The sequence below is a fragment of the Xenorhabdus littoralis genome, from assembly GCF_033949345.1.
GTDB lineage: Bacteria > Pseudomonadota > Gammaproteobacteria > Enterobacterales > Enterobacteriaceae > Xenorhabdus > Xenorhabdus littoralis.
In genome coordinates this window covers 1-16210 of record NZ_VCDP01000088.1, presented here as the reverse complement: position 1 = coordinate 16210, position 16210 = coordinate 1, and the positions used below count along the sequence as shown (strand labels likewise).

General features: G+C 48.7%; 20 protein-coding genes. 2 read left to right on the top strand and 18 right to left on the bottom strand.

The window, feature by feature from the left end:
- Positions 1-6: 6 nt before the first annotated feature.
- The 5 genes from FE394_RS17050 to FE394_RS17030 are packed head-to-tail and all read right to left on the bottom strand — an operon-like array spanning position 7 to position 2020.
- Positions 7-663 carry a PFL_4703 family integrating conjugative element protein gene (locus FE394_RS17050; RefSeq protein WP_319927547.1) on the bottom strand — a complete coding sequence of 219 codons (657 nt, stop codon included), beginning with the start codon at positions 661-663 and terminating at the stop codon, positions 7-9.
- Positions 663-1034, bottom strand: coding sequence for a TIGR03750 family conjugal transfer protein (locus FE394_RS17045; RefSeq protein WP_319927546.1), 372 nt, complete (start codon positions 1032-1034; stop codon positions 663-665). The genes FE394_RS17050 and FE394_RS17045 overlap by 1 nt, the downstream gene beginning before the upstream one ends.
- Before the next feature lie 10 nt (positions 1035-1044).
- Positions 1045-1422, bottom strand: coding sequence for a TIGR03745 family integrating conjugative element membrane protein (locus FE394_RS17040; protein ID WP_319927545.1), 378 nt, complete (start codon positions 1420-1422; stop codon positions 1045-1047).
- Between the two features lie 35 nt (positions 1423-1457).
- Entirely contained in the window at positions 1458-1694 is a 237-nt protein-coding gene (locus tag FE394_RS17035; protein ID WP_012989740.1) for a TIGR03758 family integrating conjugative element protein, read from the bottom strand.
- Entirely contained in the window at positions 1694-2020 is a 327-nt protein-coding gene (locus FE394_RS17030; RefSeq protein ID WP_319927544.1) for an integrative conjugative element protein, RAQPRD family, read from the bottom strand. Before FE394_RS17030 ends, FE394_RS17035 begins: the two co-directional genes overlap by 1 nt.
- A 148-nt stretch (positions 2021-2168) precedes the next feature.
- Here FE394_RS17030 and FE394_RS17025 point away from each other — a divergent pair, with 148 nt between their 5' ends.
- The gene (locus tag FE394_RS17025; protein ID WP_319927543.1) at positions 2169-2861 is read left to right on the top strand and encodes a DUF5710 domain-containing protein; all 693 of its coding nucleotides are present in this window, start codon (positions 2169-2171) and stop codon (positions 2859-2861) included.
- Positions 2862-2967: 106 nt separating this feature from the next.
- On the opposite strand, the gene FE394_RS17020 is transcribed toward FE394_RS17025, so the two are convergent.
- The 7 genes from FE394_RS17020 to FE394_RS16990 form a co-directional block, all read right to left on the bottom strand.
- Positions 2968-3786: a serine protease family protein gene (locus tag FE394_RS17020; protein WP_319927542.1), complete on the bottom strand. Its 819-nt coding sequence runs from the start codon at positions 3784-3786 to the stop codon at positions 2968-2970.
- Between the two features lie 124 nt (positions 3787-3910).
- Positions 3911-4669 (bottom strand): TIGR03747 family integrating conjugative element membrane protein, encoded by a 759-nt coding sequence (locus FE394_RS17015; protein ID WP_319927541.1) that lies wholly within the window; start codon positions 4667-4669, stop codon positions 3911-3913.
- 9 nt (positions 4670-4678) lie between these two features.
- Positions 4679-6742 (bottom strand): type IV conjugative transfer system coupling protein TraD, encoded by a 2064-nt coding sequence (gene traD, locus FE394_RS17010; protein WP_319927540.1) that lies wholly within the window; start codon positions 6740-6742, stop codon positions 4679-4681.
- Positions 6739-7281, bottom strand: a complete 543-nt coding sequence (locus tag FE394_RS17005) for an integrating conjugative element protein (protein WP_319927539.1) — start codon at positions 7279-7281, stop codon at positions 6739-6741. Before FE394_RS17005 ends, traD begins: the two co-directional genes overlap by 4 nt.
- On the bottom strand, positions 7263-7958 hold the full coding sequence (locus FE394_RS17000) for a TIGR03759 family integrating conjugative element protein (RefSeq protein ID WP_319927538.1): 696 nt from the start codon (positions 7956-7958) through the stop codon (positions 7263-7265). The genes FE394_RS17005 and FE394_RS17000 overlap by 19 nt, the downstream gene beginning before the upstream one ends.
- Positions 7955-8491, bottom strand: a complete 537-nt coding sequence (pilL2, locus tag FE394_RS16995) for a PFGI-1 class ICE element type IV pilus protein PilL2 (protein ID WP_319927537.1) — start codon at positions 8489-8491, stop codon at positions 7955-7957. Before pilL2 ends, FE394_RS17000 begins: the two co-directional genes overlap by 4 nt.
- A 108-nt stretch (positions 8492-8599) precedes the next feature.
- Entirely contained in the window at positions 8600-8884 is a 285-nt protein-coding gene (locus tag FE394_RS16990) for a helix-turn-helix domain-containing protein (protein ID WP_013185134.1), read from the bottom strand.
- Positions 8885-9512: 628 nt separating this feature from the next.
- On the opposite strand from FE394_RS16990, the gene FE394_RS16985 reads away from it, so the two are divergent.
- A complete protein-coding gene (locus tag FE394_RS16985) occupies positions 9513-10562 on the top strand; it encodes an Abi family protein (protein ID WP_319927536.1) in 1050 nt (349 codons plus the stop codon).
- A 281-nt stretch (positions 10563-10843) separates the two neighbouring features.
- Here the strand turns inward: FE394_RS16985 and ssb are convergent, their stop codons facing one another.
- The 6 genes from ssb to FE394_RS16955 all read right to left on the bottom strand — a co-directional run bounded on the left by ssb (position 10844) and on the right by FE394_RS16955 (position 15953).
- Positions 10844-11356, bottom strand: a complete 513-nt coding sequence (gene ssb, locus FE394_RS16980; protein WP_319927535.1) for a single-stranded DNA-binding protein — start codon at positions 11354-11356, stop codon at positions 10844-10846.
- 17 nt (positions 11357-11373) lie between these two features.
- Entirely contained in the window at positions 11374-11583 is a 210-nt protein-coding gene (locus FE394_RS16975; RefSeq protein WP_274728585.1) for a hypothetical protein, read from the bottom strand.
- 78 nt (positions 11584-11661) lie between these two features.
- Entirely contained in the window at positions 11662-12126 is a 465-nt protein-coding gene (locus FE394_RS16970; protein WP_198691337.1) for an STY4534 family ICE replication protein, read from the bottom strand.
- A gap of 280 nt (positions 12127-12406) precedes the next feature.
- Entirely contained in the window at positions 12407-14410 is a 2004-nt protein-coding gene (locus FE394_RS16965; RefSeq protein WP_319927560.1) for a DNA topoisomerase III, read from the bottom strand.
- Between the two features lies 1 nt (position 14411).
- Positions 14412-15137, bottom strand: a complete 726-nt coding sequence (locus FE394_RS16960; protein WP_319927534.1) for a PFL_4669 family integrating conjugative element protein — start codon at positions 15135-15137, stop codon at positions 14412-14414.
- A 288-nt stretch (positions 15138-15425) separates the two neighbouring features.
- A complete protein-coding gene (locus FE394_RS16955) occupies positions 15426-15953 on the bottom strand; it encodes a hypothetical protein (RefSeq protein WP_319927533.1) in 528 nt (175 codons plus the stop codon).
- Positions 15954-16210 lie beyond the last annotated feature (257 nt).

Below are 16210 nucleotides of genomic sequence, written 5' to 3'. Positions count from 1 at the left end.
GAGATATCACTGAAACACTCCCTTTTTCTCTTCCACAGGTTGTGGCATCGCTTCCAGTCGCTGTGGCATCCCGTCGTAACAATCCAGCGCCAGCCCGAAGGGGTTACGCTCCGCATCCCCCTCCCAGCGCACCACTTTCAGGGGATAGCGCACCAGTGCCCGTTTCACTGGCTCGGCGTGATAATATTCATCGGCCACCAAATCCAGCCGCACCACCCAGTTATTCCGGTTACGCACCGTCACACTTTTCGTCCCGTAACCCCGGCTGGGAATTTCATACACCACCCGCACCCGGTCGAGCAGTTCACCACTGTCGGCCCGGGTTCTGGCATCTTCCCGTAAAAAATCCTGACAGGCGGGGGTCAGATAAGGCGACAAAGCCGCAATTTTAGCCGGGTAGTCCTGTGCCCCGTTTTTCGGCCAGGCATTCAGTTGCTGGAAAAGATAAAAGGCAAAACTGTAGACACTCGGCGCAGGCACTTCCCACCACGGGCGGGTGCTGCCGCTGCGTAAGTCCGGCGGGTTATGGATGGTGAGATTGCGCGGTGACGCCATCCAGCCCGTGAGCGTGATCAGCAAGACCAGCACCAGCACCCCGCAAACGAGCCGCAGGGTCAGGATATGCTGGTCACGGTTTTTCAGCGCATGACGAAACCGGCTCATCACATGCTCCTGCTGCGATGCGCTTGCCTGCTGCGACGCAACGACCAGCCCTGAGCCGTAATAATCAATGCCGGATCACCGATGCCCAGCCGGCGTTTTTTCTCTTCCAGCTTCAGCCAGAGATAATTTTCCGGTTTGCCGCGCTTAAGCTGCGCGAGCCAGCGACCGCCAAAGCTCATCAATAACAAGGGCATAAACAGCATACCCGTCGGTATCGTGACCCAGCCGGCTAACGGGATAAAAGGAAGGCTCACCATCAACCCGAATGCCAGCCCCAGCAAAGCGGCCAGCCCCATTTCCGGTGTGGTGAATCCGCGGAATACGACCGGTTCGGCATTTAAGCGATCGGGTAAGAAAGGGATCGTCTGCATAAATTACACCTTAAAAGATAATACCGGCCGATTTCGCCAGCAGCCAAATCACCGCAACCAGCAGCACCACACCCACCACGATGATCGAGCCAAACTGTGTCCAGGTGGCTTTGCCGTCCCGCACTTCCGAAAAGGTTTCAACCGCCGCCGAGGCGACCTTAAAGAACGCCACTGCCGAAAGGATCAGCCCGCCAATCACAATGCCATCCTGGGCATAGCCTTTCACCTGTCCCAGTAATCCGCCTCCGCCGCCACTTTTTGGTGGTTCGATAGCCGGCAAATCGGCCCAGGCAAATTGACAGAAAAGACCGGACAGCAAAAGAAACGTGCTTATTCTGGTTATCAGATTCGTACTGATACGACGGCAAACGGTAAAAATTGGCTTCATGTTCAATCCATTCCTTTTTCATTATGTTCGTGGCATCAGCTGGCAAACATCCAGACAGCGACCACCAGTAAGATGGCGGTTCGCATAGCAAACTGGCTGATTGTCTGGTTACGCACTTTTTCATTCGCCCAGCCGTTCCAGACATCCACCGCGGCCCAGGCTGCCCAGAGAAACAGGGTGGCCAGGAAAAATCCGACGCAGACCAGATACAGAAAAGTGATATCAAAGTGCCCCGAGGCCACGGTAAAGGCAGTGCGTTGTGCCTCCGTCATTAGGAGCGTTCCTGACGGTAATGACCGGATAGCACGCCTGATCCCTGCTGCTGGGTACGGGAAGGGGTAAGATAGTGATCAATACCGGCTTTAATGGTGCTGAGATCCGCTCTGATACGAAGGTAATCAAAGTAATAGCGAGGGCGGGTTGGGGTGTCTGCCTGCTTTTCAGCGAGGCTTGCGCGCTCCAGTGCCATCTGCACCTGCTCAATCAGATTTTTTGCACTCGCCAGTTCGTCTTTCTCGGCAGTCTGCGCAAGCGGCATACACAACACAGTCAACCCCAGCAGACAGGCAGAACGGGACAGGGAAAAGCAACAGCGCATAAACACTCACCTCATCATGGATTTCAGGAGGCCGAGGATGCGGGGTTTTTTAGGTCTAATCAGCAATAAACTCTTTATGCTTTGGTGAAAATTAGCTAAATAGTCTGGCTAACTTATTCAGCCAAAACTTAATGATGAAGGAAAACACATGCTGCGGATTGATTTAAACGTCCCTGATAATGAATACGAAAAGGCACGGAAGCTGGGTGCACGCTGGGATGCCGCCGCCCAAATCTGGTATATTGACAACAGTGTTGACCCGACGCCGTTTATGAACTGGCTGCCGTTCTACAATGTGCATGCTGAATTCTGGTATCTCGCCCAGACCCGGACGACCTGCCCGCACTGTCATAAACACACCACCGTGACGGCGTTTATGCTGCCTGCCGGACACCAGCTACTGGAAGCGGATAACGGCGATGAGCCTGGCACGGAAGTTGACTACACAGAGCAGGACAGCCCGGCGTTTTTGTTTTATATCGCCGATATTCCTTCTATCGTACGTAACGTGCTGCCCGGTTTTCACCACCGCCTGCGCAAAGCCGTCAGCCAGCGACTGCGCCGGCAGCACTGGATAAACCACTGCGAACACTGTGACGTGCAGCAGGATGATACCGAACTGTTTGCCGAAATCAGTGGGGCGTTCTTTCCTGCTTCCAGAGAGCAAGCGGCAGCTATTCAGCTGCATCGTATCGATCAGCCGTTTGTGGGGTATTGTGAAGATATCTCGCATCATCACTACCATTTTGACCCGAAGCAGGATAACCGTATCTGTAAAGCGTGTGACTGGTTTGAGTGGATGACGCAGGTGGTGAATGCACCGTCAAAGTACCCGCATTAGCTTGAAAGACTGACGCGCCGCGGGGCGGCTTGTCTGCTGACGCTGGAATGCAAAACAAAAAATGTTTTGCATTCCAGCATCCAGCTTCTCTATTCTATTAGATTCTTTATGTGTACTTTCTAATGTAAGTGTTAACTTCATCAGCAAAAGGAACAAATGTACAACCCACCAAATATTTATCTCTTTGTTTATTCTTATGCTCTTTAAATATACCCACAGCCCTCAATGTAAAATCCCCTGTAATCTTATGTTCCATTATTTGGGCAATAACACTACCACTCATACCTCGCCAAGAGGGTAATGGTAAAGATTTTAAATTACTTCTTTCTTCAAATAGGATATTTTTATTTTTAGCTTTTTCATCAAGCCAAAAATATACATCTTCATTTTCTTTATTATATTTAAAACTATGAAATGTAATATTGCAATGGAATAATCCTTTGTGATTCCTGTCAATATGAAGATCATTTTTTGAAGCTGGATACCCCATTATTACAAAAGAAGAGGTTTTATTCATTAACGGTCTTTCATCAGAACTAAAAAAAAGCCAACTCTTTTGAAGGGCGAGCATTTCCTCAGAAAAATGGATTATCGCATAATCTTGTTCATCATTATAATTAACGTTTAATTTATGAAAAATATATTTATCTCCATTAATAGAAAAAAAAGGCAATGCGCTTTTAAGCAACTCATGCACTACATGCGCAGCTGTCACAATGCAAGGATGTTTTCCATCAAGAAGATATAAAAAACCGCTGCCAATAAGTGACGCACTCTTCATGCTGAATTCGTCTTTAGCAAAGAAAGAAACAAAAGATTTCTGCCATTTTTCAAATAACTGAGTCGTACCATTTTGCTCTATCCAGGATGTAACGTGTTCAGTGACTGGATAATATGGATAAAAATCATAAGAGGAAACCAACATATAATAAAAGCCTTATTGGAAATAATTAAATCATTTTCACATGAATAAAGACTAGACAATAAATGGATATTTGTGAAGAATGATTATTGAATCACCACTATGTGATTGCCCAGCACTAATTCATTCAAAGATATTTTTTAAACATTGAGACCGTTATCACGACCGCCATGCCCAGCACTATCGCCGCCGGCAACAATATCACGGTAGGATACACCACATCTGGCCACGATAAATACAGCACACAGGGAACCGTGCAGGCCGGTTTAATCCCCCGTTTGGCATGATGGTAAACAAAACTGGATTCATACCCTGCCCCGTAGCGCCGCAAATCCCGTCGTCCCAGCCCGTCAACCAGTGCAACTATCACCACCATCATAAATAAGGGGACGGATAACAGCAGAATGGCTATCCGGGTCAACGTCACCATCGTGATAAACACCGTGGCCAGCCAATACTCCCGCAAATGCTCCGATATACCCTGTAATACCGTATTGAATTCACGCATAAAATCATTGTGGCTATGGAACTGATATTGTGACTGTCCCTGAACCCAGCCCATAAAACCACTGTCCACAAACAGCCATTGATAGGCTTGCGCCAACCCTGCCGAAACGGTTTGTGAGGGTTCTGACAGCAACAGGCTTCGGGTAAATTCTGAGGAGAGATAGTTAAGCTCTGTCTTCATCATGTTCTGACTGTGAGCGGCACCCTGTTCCGGCCAGAAAAAAGCCATACCGAGATATTCCAGTAACAGGCTGAATAGCCAGGACATCACCATAAACCCAATGAGTTGCCATGGCCATTCCCATAACAGACGATAAAACAGGCCATGTTTACGAGGCGGTTGGGAAGACGGGCGGGACTGGTTTTCTGACTGTGCCATGACCGGAAACTATCCCTTCTCTTCCCACCAGTTTTCACTGGTGCGGTAGTGCCGGCGCATCTGCTCGGCAATGTTCTGCAAACTGGCTGGCATCAGGGCATCATCCTCATCCCCCGTTGGCAAAGGCATGCGGATTTTCCACAGCTGTCCGCCTTCCAGTAACGCGAACGCCTGCCCTTTCGGCAGGTTAATCATTTCCGCCGGTGTGATCAGTGGTGTTTTCACCGTGCCGACCCTGTCCTGTGTGGAAGAGGTAAAATCCTGTCCCTGTTCAACATCGGCAATATCTGAATGCCCCGATACCAGCGTCTTGCTGTAGATTTCCACTTCCGGCAGCTGGCTGGTGAGGAGTTCTGCCGTCCGGTTATCCCGTACCCGCAGCATAATCAGGGTGTTAAAGTTACCTATCACCTGCGCCGTTTTGGCCGGGCTGCCGATACGGGCTTCGATATCAGAAGAGGTTTGGGTATACGCCGTAACCTGCATCCCCGCGCCGCCACCTTTGTTGATCAGCGGAATAAATTCATCACCCATCAGTTCATTGAATTCATCGCAATGCAGGTTGATTGCCAGTTTGCCATCATAACGTACCGGTAATCCGGCGTTCATGCCATATTTGTAAATCTGCCCGGCGACACTGACCAAATCTGCAAACATGCTGTTGCCCACCGCCGAAGCCACATCGCTGTCAGACAGTGCATCCAGCCCGATATAGACAATCCCGTTTTTGCGGATCACCTGCTCCCAGTCAAAGATGGGCCGCATATCCGTCATATTGAGGTAATCCGGCGATAACAGTTCCGCAATTTTGCCGGTGGTCAGTTTTTCCAGCAGCGGCAATAAAGACGCCACAATTTTATCAAAATAAGTACGGTCATAACGCACGGCAGAACGTAATCCGTCCAGAATGGGGTCATAGAGTTGTTTGCCCGCCTCAGAATTCAGCGTCATTTCCATCGCCCAGAGCCGGAGGGCATCGGGTTGCCCCTGCATATTGCGCGGAATGTCTTTTTCTTTCAGTTTGCTGAGGGAATGATTGATTTGCACCAGCAGATCCGGCTGTCTTTCCTCCATCATTCGGGTGGCATAGCGCTGATACAGTTCGCTGATATTATTGACGTAGCGGGTGATAAGCTGGTAATCCGGCCGGTGCCCCAGAGCCACCAGAGCACGGGCAACAATATTGACAAACCGCCAGGCAAATTCACGGAACGCGGCGCTGTTGCCTTCGCCGCTGAGCTGCCCCGCCAGACGGGAAGCGACTTCGGACACCCGACCAAACCGCCCGACAGCGTTATAACGCGCCGAAATCTCCGGCCAGCCCAGATGAAAGAGGGAGAGTTCATTGCCGCGACCCGCGCGGTGCGCTTCTGCCCAGATGCGCCTTAACAGATCAGCGTCGCCTTTGGGATCAAAGACGATCACCACTTCACCGCGCCGGATATCCTGCGTGATAAGCAGTTCAGCCAGCCGGGTTTTCCCCACCCGTGTGGTACCCATCACCAGCGTATGCCCGACCCGCTCGCGCAGATCCATAAAAACATCGGCCTCCTGTGGCTCAATACCGTGGATAGCAGGATTGCCACCCACAGGCGGCAGCGGGCGTACCGGATTAAATGGCGAGTCTTTGCGTAATAGCGCAGATAATGTCGGCCAACGGTATTCAGTTCGGCGCTCCAGTGCGCGGGCAAACTGATAGAGCCGGGCAGGTTGCACAAATCGTTCCACTTCCGGTCGGCGGGTATCCTGCAAACGCTGGGTATGCTTCTGTTGCCAGCGAAATCCCCTACCCAAAAACAACTGCCGGTGACTGACAGGAATGTGCTTTGTACTCATCAGATAACGCGGCAGACGGCGCAGGTTTTTGCGATAACGGATGACCTGAATACCCTGCCATGTGCGTATCATCGCTAATACAGTAAAACCACCGGCCATCACATAGCTGACGGAAGGTGCCAGTGCGATGGCCCAGGGTGCCCGGATACAGACAAACGCGGCAACGGCGGAGACCAGCGCCGTATTCAGCTCGACGGCCGGGCGCAGCAGGGCTTCAACCACATAACGGCGGCTCATGGTGACAACTGTTGGGAAAGTTGAGTTTCCGTGATCAACACCGGATAATGTTGCAGTTGCAATCGACGAGCCAGCTCGGTGCCGGAAGCAGGCGATAACAATAAATCCGGCGCTGATGCCCGCAGTGACTGCAAACCCGCCATTTCCCTGACATTGACGACCAGGCCCACAGCATGCAGTTTCGTCAATGTGGCCGCATTCTGGCTTAACCACTGGCGTGAATCGGGATCATCCCCAATCAGAAACAGGGCGCCAATTCCCGGCAGTTGCAGTGGTCTGCTGGCGACTTTTCCCGGCGTCAGTTCCGGTGTTTTGACAGGTAACATCGCAGCTTCACCTGCCATTTCGGGTGAGGAATTCTGCACCGATGACACAGGCTCATCGCTTTGCTCAGCATTAATACTTTCATAAAAGGGTGAAGCATCTTTACCGCCTAAATCCGCAATCACATTCAGTTCAGCATGGCAGGCACTTATCCATAACAGGCCGATAACGGGAAATACGCTCAGCCGTTTCATTATCATGACGTGATATGCCATCCCTGCTCTCCCTGCTGCAATAAGACCGGCATGACGCCCTGCCCAAACTGGAACCAATACCCTGCATCATGATTCAGGGTGACTTGCCGGTTGCGCACCCGTTCAACGGGGATGCGGTGTTTTTTGGCCCACTGCCGTAGTGTGTCGTCATTGCCCTTGCTGTCGACCAGATAGATGTCAACTGGTTGCATCAATGCCAGAACTTCCGCTAAGCGGGCATCACACGGCGGGCAATCGTTGATTTTGACAAACAACGCCAGACGCCCCTTTGCCTCACCGGATTTCTCCATATTGACTGGCAACATATTCGGAAATAATCGCTGCCAGGCTGCATCCACTTCCCGCTGAAAACGCAGTTCTTTTTCAGTGCGGGCAAATTCCGCTTTGACCCACTGCTCAGCATAACGGCGGCGTTCGGCATCATTTTCGGCTTCAATACCCAATGCTGTCAGCGGATCGAGTCCCGGCGACTGGATACCTCTTGGCCCTTCCATAATATGCTGATAACGCTGGTATTCATCCGTATTCAATCCCCATTGCTCAGCCTGTGTTTTCAACGTTTGCTTCTGGCTTTCCACAACATGCGTTTGCTGCGAGGTTAAAGGTGCCAGTGTTTCTGCCCATGCCGGACTGCTGAGCACTATCCACGCCATCAGACCAATTCGGTTCAGTTTCATAAACGCCCTTCCAGCTGAGCTTGCGGGAGCTGATAACCCGGTCGCAAATGGTGACAAACCACACGCTGTACTTCATCCACCTCCAGTTGCCAGGCCGGGCCTGCCATAAACTGCAACGCTGTGCGCAGCCGGACAGAACCTGACTGAGTGTGTACCGACGGCAGCGGCTGGCGATATAAAATATCATTGGTTTTTTCAGCGGCGCATAACGAATAGCCCGATTGACGCAGCACATAACGCAGAGCATCGGCCACGGTGGGATTCTGAGAAGCAGGAATATGCACATCAATCAATTGGGAAAGGAGGTCACGCTGTACCTCTGTCGGATCGGTGCTGACCAGCAGATAACGGCCGTGACGGACGACTTCCGATGTTTGTTGATAAATATCGGGTGAGACGGGCTGAAGATTGCGCGTGAGCTGCGTTGCTGAAATGGTTTTTTCGGGGATACATTGAGATGGCGGTTTATTTGACGGGGTATGACAACCCGTCAGGATTGTGACCAGTACACCCATTAATACGGTTATTCTCATTCCTGTTATTCCTGCCCGACAATAAAATGCCCTTGACTGTGCAGGAAATAACAGGATTTATTCAATCAACAACTGAAACTGCCTTTTAGGAAATAAAAACGTTATCGCTTATTGCTCTGAAGATTCTGCTGAAACCGCTTTGCGCACGGTACGCTCAATCAACTGACCATATTGGTCAAAATAACGGCTCGGCCAAATTTCAGAGGGATGAACGTCGAGGTAATTTGCAATGATCCATTCCCCTTTTGGCCAGGCGCGGGACAGGGTGTTGGCGAGAGTTGAAGAGCTTAATCCGGCTTCGCGGGAGACGGCGGCGAGTGTTGTACCACGTTTGCGTAATGCACAAATAATTTCGGCTGGGTGCCAGTCTTTCTGAGTGTGAGTCATAGTCATACCTGCTTCCCCTTCTTTTGATTATTGGTGGTAGTTCAGACAGGGTTAGCAATACCGGAGGTCAATCGATCCGGCGAGGCCGAAGCCTCCCCTGCCTGAACCACCATTGAAAGAATGATAGCAGGCACACTGGTAGAAACTACCTACCAGTGGATTGACCTTTCAGGGTTGCTAATCCCCGACTATCGGATTTTGCCGATAGCTTTTCTACTTTAACGAATTATGTTATCTAATTCAATAATCGAACGTGTAAGTTTAACAAGTAAATTAGGTATAAAAACCAATCAACCCACAAAAATAACATTAAATATCAATAAGATAATCTTTCCATATTGTCCTGATATTCAATATGAAGAAGAATAAAATATCTATTAATGGTTCTTGAAGATACTCCAAACCCGGATCAAAAAAAGCTCCTAAAGGAGCTTTTTTTGAAAAATATTCTTCACACTCCGACCATCAATAAAAATGAGTAGGGGCGGGTGCTTACACAAATAGAGTTTCCTCTGGTCGAAGATTATATAACATTCAATAAAATACGTCAACGCATGCACTTGTGCCGTATAAATCCAAATAAAACAACAGTACACTACACCTATTCATAAAAAATGGACAACATAGCAACGCAATGACTATTGAAGCAATCACTAAATCGCTCTCCGCCTCTAGATTTGCTACCTATCAGTTACCAATCCTTGGTGGGGCATCTCCTGAACAGTGCTTAGGTATTTATCTGTGGAACAAACAACTGGCCAGTGTGTTCTTACCTGCATTACAAATCATTGAAATTTCATTACGCAATGCCATCTATCAATCCTATATTCAATATGAAGAAGAACACATTGAACGCCAGTTTGCCAGCCATGTTTGGGAAGAGAAAAAATCCCAGATAGATCGCCGTTGGTTCGTGACTGCATTCACACAACAAAATAATCCTACCGCTTATAAAGGTATTCAAACGGCTATAAATCAACTCAATAAAGAAAAAAAACCTCACACACCTGAGAATATTATTGCCAAACTTACCTTTGGTTTCTGGGTTTCTATGGTCAGAAATGATTTTGATATCCAGAAGAACACGTATTTGGTACTGTGGCCACGTTTACGAGGTTTGGTTTTCCCGAATGCACTGAATACCCAGACAGAACGCCCATTATCCATTAATAGCATCGGTAACGAATTAAAAGAAATTAATAAAATTCGTAACCGACTTTCTCACCATGAACCACTATGGCGTGATCAGAAAGCATACCAGATTGAAGATATCATCAACAAAGTCATTGAGCACTATGAACGCTGTTTAAAAGTGATTTATTGGATAAATCCCTCTAATCTAAAACTACTGGATATCATCGAAAACAATCAGAAAATGGCAAAATTATGCAATATCCATTCGCTCTGGAAAAATAAACAGCTTCCCGGAGGAATACAGTCACTACCGATTAATACAGAATGGGGAAAGCGCATATTTTTAGATACATCTCATATAGGAGAGGTCATTCATGTTTCTGATAATCATATTTTAATAAAAAGCAAAAAAGATAAGGCCATATTTTTTGGAAACAAAGAAGAACTTCATGGTGATATAGGAGTATATCAAGAACATGATTTAGTAAAATATTATCCGGAATCAAGCACTGTACACTATCCAAATGCAAAAAAAATCATCAAGGTGTAAATTGCACTTCAAAGGTTGATAAATTCGGCAGCGATTTCGAAAGGAGCCAAACCTATAACTATGCGGCCTTCCGCTCTTGTTAAATAAATGTAAATCTTCGCTAAATAAAAGAAATAAACATTCATCATATTGATATATCGAAAAATAACTTATGAGTTAGTTAAAAAAATCAAAAAATATCACATAAACTTCATCCATATAGCTATAGCGAAAATTAATTACTTAATGACAAAAATAGGCCCTGTTTTAACAGGGCAATACGTTAATGATGAAAACACCACTCAGAACGGGATCTCCGAATCCCAGTCGGTTTTATCTTCTTCCGGTAAAACTGAAACCTGTATCGGCTGCGTATTTTTTCTTTCCTTATTAGCAGGTTGAGATGGTGGTTGCTTCTGTGCCGGTTTATGTTCCGCCTGCTGAGGTGCCGCACGCTTCGAATCCCCACGACTTCCCAGCATCTGCATCGACCCATTCACATTCACCACCACTTCCGTTGAATAGCGATCCTGACCCTGATTATCCTGCCACTTACGAGTTTTAAGCTGGCCTTCAATATACACCTGAGCCCCTTTCTGCAAATATTCCTCGGCAATTTCTGCTAACTTGTCGAAGATCACCACCCGGTGCCATTCGGTTTTTTCCCGCAATTCGCCGGTTTGTTTATCCTTCCAGTTTTCTGACGTAGCCAGTGAAAGTGTTGCCACAGTACTCCCTGTCGGCAGGTAACGGATTTCCGGGTCCTGTCCCAGATAACCCACTAAAATCACTTTGTTAATCCCGCGTGAAGACATATCCATTTCCTTATCGGTTAAACTGACTGACGTTGTGTCCATTGTCCCTGTTTCAGGGCAAATTCCGCCTGCTCACGCCGGGCAAAATACTCCACGGATTCACGGGAGCAGGGAATACCTTCATCTATCGTGCCGATATAAAACCCCGCACGGCGGCGTAAAACGGTTAACGGTAATTGTTTATGGCAATATTGCAGGGCCAGAACCCCAATCAGTGCGACATTCATCACGGTATCCTGTTGTCTTTGATAATAAAGGGACTGCCCTGAAAGCTCAGGGCAGGTCAGAGGAATAACAAAGAAATATCAGAAAGAGTTCTCTGCATATTCTTTTTGCGTGATGCCGTTCTGAGGTGGCATCGAGTCGGATTGTTCGGCCTGATACACTTTCTCCTGACCGATTTTAATCCAGTCGACTTTAATCAGACGGGCTTTCAGGCTGACGCGCTGTTCACCGGCATGGTCTCCGCGTTTCAGGGTAAAGATATCGGTCGAGGGATTGCTTAAGGTAAAGCCCAGCAACACTTTTTTATCCTCATCTACCGCTTTCTGGCAACGGCCGACCAGACTGGTCGCTTCCTTGCCGACCACGGTGATATCAAAACGCACATAAACCGGGTTATCACTTGGCCCGTTCAGCGCATTGATCACACAGCTCAGGAACGTCCCGCTGGCAGTGCTGACATGGCGGATGTTATTCAGATAGCCCAGTCCTTTAATATTCAGGTTGAAATAGTCATTTTTGGTTAAGGCTGTGGTGTTCTCAGACATACGATGTTCTCCATGGAGGTAACAAAATAAGGGATAACGGAGAAAATCCGGTTCCCTGACGGGAATGATTTTTCCCGCCGGGTGTCAGACATATAAGTTGCTGACGTGCTGATAAAGAATAAAAACCTTCACTGCCATTGAATTGAACTGACAATATCTGCTTTCAAAGGTGGGCAGATGTACCGCAATCATGCGCTCCCTTTCAGGCTACGGGAGTTTTCGACTAAAACAGCATGATTTTTAAAGCACCAGTCCGTGCGGTCAATCCTTAATCCCATTTTCAGTCCGGCGAATTTCCCCGCCGGGTTTTTCGGGAGCCGGTTACCGCGTTAGCGTTCAGCATCCCTTTGCATTCCGGATAGCGGGTGCAGCCCCAGAACGGGGTTGTTTTTCCCGCCCGTTTTTGCATCGGGCCGCCACAGCACGGGCACGCCGGGGTTTTCGGCAGGGTAAACCGGATCGGCTGTGTTTTGCCCTTTTCCACTAAATGCGCCAGCCACTGTGCCTGTTTCTGCATAAAGCCATCCAGTGTGGCCCGGCCCTGGGCAATGTCGTCCAGTGACTGTTCCCAGAGTGCGGTCATACCCGGATGAGTCAGGACATCCGGCAGCCCCGCGATCAATTCCTGCGCCAGTTGTGTTGCATGCAGGTTTTTCTTTTTTCGTACCAACAACTGACGTTTAAACAGGGCTTCAATGATGCCCGCCCGGGTCGCCTCCGTGCCCAGCCCGCTACTCTCCCGCAGCACTTTTTTCAGCTGTGGATCGTGAATAAACGCCGCCGCATTTTTCATGGCAGCAATCAGCGTGCCTTCGGTAAAAGGCGCCGGCGGCCGGGTTTGCCGGGGCTGCATTTCTACCCCGCTCACCTGACAGGTTTCCTCTTTTTTCAGTTCAGGCAGGACGGCATTTTCGTCCGGTTTTTCTTCTTGTTTTTCTTCCTGTTCACGCGCAAATAACGCCTTCCAGCCCGTGGCCACACTCACCCGCCCTTTCGCCTGGAATACTTGCTCGCCGATATTCAAGGTCACCTCGGTCACATCCGTTTCCTGAGCAGGCAGAAACTGCGCCAGATAATAGTGGCGGATCAACTGATAGACCTTTAATTCATCCGCCGTCAGTTTCGTCATATCAAAGGCGTGTCGGGTCGGAATAATGGCATGGTGTGCCGTGATCTGGCTGTCATTCCAGACACGGGAAAAAGCGCTGGCATCCAGCTGGCTGATAATGGCACTCATCGCCGGGTCGGTGCGGGTCAGTGCAGTGAACACGGCCGGAATATCTTCCCGCATTGAAACAGGCAGATAACCGCAATCCGTGCGCGGATAAGTGATCGCTTTATGAGTTTCATACAACGACTGGGCAATCGTCAGCACCTGACCGGCCCCCATTCCCCACTGACGGGAAGCCACCTGCTGGAGTGTCCCCAAATCAAAACAAAGCGGCGGCGGGGTTTTCTCCCGTTTTCGGGTGAGTTCCGTCACCACAGCATTTTGTGTCTGTTGGCAGGCTTTAACCACACTATGTGCGATATCCTCCCGAATACAGCGTTTTTCTTCATCACACTCATCGGGGGCGGGCAGCCACTTGGCCCGAAAAGCCACATTATCTTTTTGCAATGTGGCCATCACTTGCCAGAAAGGCTTGGGTTCAAACCGGGCGATCACGTTGTCGCGGTTCACGACCAGCGCCAGTGTCGGCGTCTGTACCCGCCCGATGGACAGCACCTCACCAAATCCCTGTGCCTGCGCTTTCAGGGTATACAGGCGGGTCAGATTGATCCCCATCAGCCAGTCAGCCCGTGCCCGCCCCAGTCCGGCCTGCCAGAGCGGCTCAGTTTGCTCCCCCGGTAATAACGCGGCCAATGCCTGCCGGATACTGGTTTCATCCAGAGCGGACAGCCACAGCCGCCTGACGGGACTGGTGAAACCGCAGTATTCCAGCAGTTCACGGGCAATCACTTCCCCTTCACGGTCAGCATCGGTGGCGATAATCACTTCGTCCGCCTGTTTCAGTAACTGTCTGATCACCGCAAACTGATCAGCGGTCTCTTTCTTCACCGTCCATTGCCATTGCGCCGGCAGCACCGGCAGAGGCTCCATCCGCCACGGCGGGCCGAAGTGTTCGCCATAGTGCTCCGGGGCGGCCATTTCCAGTAAATGCCCGATAGCCCACGTCACGGTCACGTTCTGGCTCAAAAGACATCCCTGCCCACGCTGCTTCACCCCCAGCACGCGGGCGATATCCCGGGCCTGAGAGGGCTTTTCACACAAATAAAGCTGCATATCACCCCCTGCCCGCATCCTGAACAACAGCACGCCGGCTCGGTGAAAAACCGGAACGCAACCGGCCCGACAAAATATCGGGATCCGGCTCGCCCAGCCATTTAATGGCTTCAAGGCCGGCCGGTGTTTTTTCCTCAATATCCGCACGGGTCACCTTCAGAGGGCGATAAGAACGCACCAGACCATAAATCTGGCGGATCACCCGGCTGCCGTTATGCAGCAACGCATCCCGCTCTGAACGAGAAATAAAACCGTAATGAAACGCCTGAAAGGTTTTCATTGCCAGCTGGTCGAAACCGACCAGCAGCCAGACACAGCGGTAACCCAGCGGGGAATGACTGTAGACGCCAATATTCAGCGGTTCGACGGAAGAGACGGAGGATAACGTAATCTGCGCCGGCAGGGCATTCAGGATCTCCTGCAAGGTGGCAATATTCTGCTGAAGACTGGCCGATGCCGTGACCAATGCCTGTTCCAGTTTAATCAGCCAGCTGTCGGCATACGGGTTATCGGCTGCTGCATCTACACTGATGGTGCCGGCGCGTTTAATCACCTGCGGCATGCCGATAATGTCCGGATATTGACGACGGCCGGTGATGTCTTCTTTTTTACGTCCTTCCCAGAGGCGGATCGCGTAGTGGGTGTGCAGTTCAATGGTTAATGCAGATTTCAGTGCGCCAGCACGACGGGGTGTTGGCGGTGCGGTTTTTTCGTCAGGCTCAGACATAAAGAGCAACTCCTGTTTGGGCAACTTATGTCTGTAGAACTATCAGAGGAAAAGCGGGGTTCACTCAACCCATAACCAGTTATCGGAAAAAGGAAAAATAATCCATGCCATTCATTGTCAGAAAAGCGGTTTTCAGACGGTGTTGGCAACAACGGTTTGTTTTTTGAACTTTGTTGGCACTGCCAACAAAGTCTCTTTTTTATACAAAAAGAGACGATCATGCGGACTAAATAGCTATTGTATCTGTAATGCAATATTCGAAGCAGAATAGCTCCTTTTAATAGGATCTTAACCGAGAAAATAAACAAATGGCACAGTGAAAAAAATAAAACCCAACACCCCTTTCTGGTACTTCAGGCTAATTGTTTCACCTAGCCCTTTTTCCGCACAAATATCAACTAAACGCAATAAAGCCCAATATCCAACCAAGGTAACAACCACAACGATAATTTCAATACTGATTTTTGATTCCTGATATACCAAAGCGGTGACTAAGAGGCCGAGAAATATGGCTATACCAATTGAAGAGAGTGATCTGCCAAATGTTGTTAACTTATAAATAATATTTTTATAAAGAAAATTATTTATCTTTTTCTTTGGTGTGTGTTTTCCATAAAAGAATAGAACAAATGCAGCAAACATCATGCTAATAACAGTAAGTAACGGAATAGTTCGTGGGGTATGATGCTCCATAAGAAGGTTTACCATTTCTTTTGAAAATTCCCCACCACTAACTCCCGCCAGAAGAGAGAGAAAAACGCTAATTATGAAAAAAATAAGTGTTTTTGACCTAAACTCTTTAATTTTTTCTAACATATGACTTACCAAATTAGAGGATTAATGTTATTTCCTGATGCTGACGAAGAAATATGTTTATCTCACTCTTCTGATTGCAATATTTCATTTTAGTTCAGTATCGGGATACCCGGCACTGTGTATTTTTTGAACTTTGTTGGCACTGCCAACAAAGTATGTTTTTTATACAGTATTAGCCTTGATGGACTTTTCCCGGATTCAATGAGCAATCCACTCATTCCCCATACTATTCACATGAACCTGAAAAACAGGCAATA

Excerpts from the sequence above, each read along its gene's own strand:
- FE394_RS17050 (WP_319927547.1), bottom strand. The coding sequence starts at position 663 with ATGAGCCGGTTTCGTCATGCGCTGAAAAACCGTGACCAGCATATCCTG.
- FE394_RS17045 (WP_319927546.1), bottom strand. The coding sequence starts at position 1,034 with ATGCAGACGATCCCTTTCTTACCCGATCGCTTAAATGCCGAACCGGTC.
- FE394_RS17040 (WP_319927545.1), bottom strand. The coding sequence starts at position 1,422 with ATGAAGCCAATTTTTACCGTTTGCCGTCGTATCAGTACGAATCTGATA.
- FE394_RS17035 (WP_012989740.1), bottom strand. The coding sequence starts at position 1,694 with ATGACGGAGGCACAACGCACTGCCTTTACCGTGGCCTCGGGGCACTTT.
- FE394_RS17030 (WP_319927544.1), bottom strand. The coding sequence starts at position 2,020 with ATGCGCTGTTGCTTTTCCCTGTCCCGTTCTGCCTGTCTGCTGGGGTTG.
- FE394_RS17025 (WP_319927543.1), top strand. The coding sequence starts at position 2,169 with ATGCTGCGGATTGATTTAAACGTCCCTGATAATGAATACGAAAAGGCA.
- FE394_RS17020 (WP_319927542.1), bottom strand. The coding sequence starts at position 3,786 with ATGTTGGTTTCCTCTTATGATTTTTATCCATATTATCCAGTCACTGAA.
- FE394_RS17015 (WP_319927541.1), bottom strand. The coding sequence starts at position 4,669 with ATGGCACAGTCAGAAAACCAGTCCCGCCCGTCTTCCCAACCGCCTCGT.
- traD (WP_319927540.1), bottom strand. The coding sequence starts at position 6,742 with ATGAGCCGCCGTTATGTGGTTGAAGCCCTGCTGCGCCCGGCCGTCGAG.
- FE394_RS17005 (WP_319927539.1), bottom strand. The coding sequence starts at position 7,281 with ATGGCATATCACGTCATGATAATGAAACGGCTGAGCGTATTTCCCGTT.
- FE394_RS17000 (WP_319927538.1), bottom strand. The coding sequence starts at position 7,958 with ATGAAACTGAACCGAATTGGTCTGATGGCGTGGATAGTGCTCAGCAGT.
- pilL2 (WP_319927537.1), bottom strand. The coding sequence starts at position 8,491 with ATGAGAATAACCGTATTAATGGGTGTACTGGTCACAATCCTGACGGGT.
- FE394_RS16990 (WP_013185134.1), bottom strand. The coding sequence starts at position 8,884 with ATGACTATGACTCACACTCAGAAAGACTGGCACCCAGCCGAAATTATT.
- FE394_RS16985 (WP_319927536.1), top strand. The coding sequence starts at position 9,513 with ATGACTATTGAAGCAATCACTAAATCGCTCTCCGCCTCTAGATTTGCT.
- ssb (WP_319927535.1), bottom strand. The coding sequence starts at position 11,356 with ATGTCTTCACGCGGGATTAACAAAGTGATTTTAGTGGGTTATCTGGGA.
- FE394_RS16975 (WP_274728585.1), bottom strand. The coding sequence starts at position 11,583 with ATGAATGTCGCACTGATTGGGGTTCTGGCCCTGCAATATTGCCATAAA.
- FE394_RS16970 (WP_198691337.1), bottom strand. The coding sequence starts at position 12,126 with ATGTCTGAGAACACCACAGCCTTAACCAAAAATGACTATTTCAACCTG.
- FE394_RS16965 (WP_319927560.1), bottom strand. The coding sequence starts at position 14,410 with ATGCAGCTTTATTTGTGTGAAAAGCCCTCTCAGGCCCGGGATATCGCC.
- FE394_RS16960 (WP_319927534.1), bottom strand. The coding sequence starts at position 15,137 with ATGTCTGAGCCTGACGAAAAAACCGCACCGCCAACACCCCGTCGTGCT.
- FE394_RS16955 (WP_319927533.1), bottom strand. The coding sequence starts at position 15,953 with ATGTTAGAAAAAATTAAAGAGTTTAGGTCAAAAACACTTATTTTTTTC.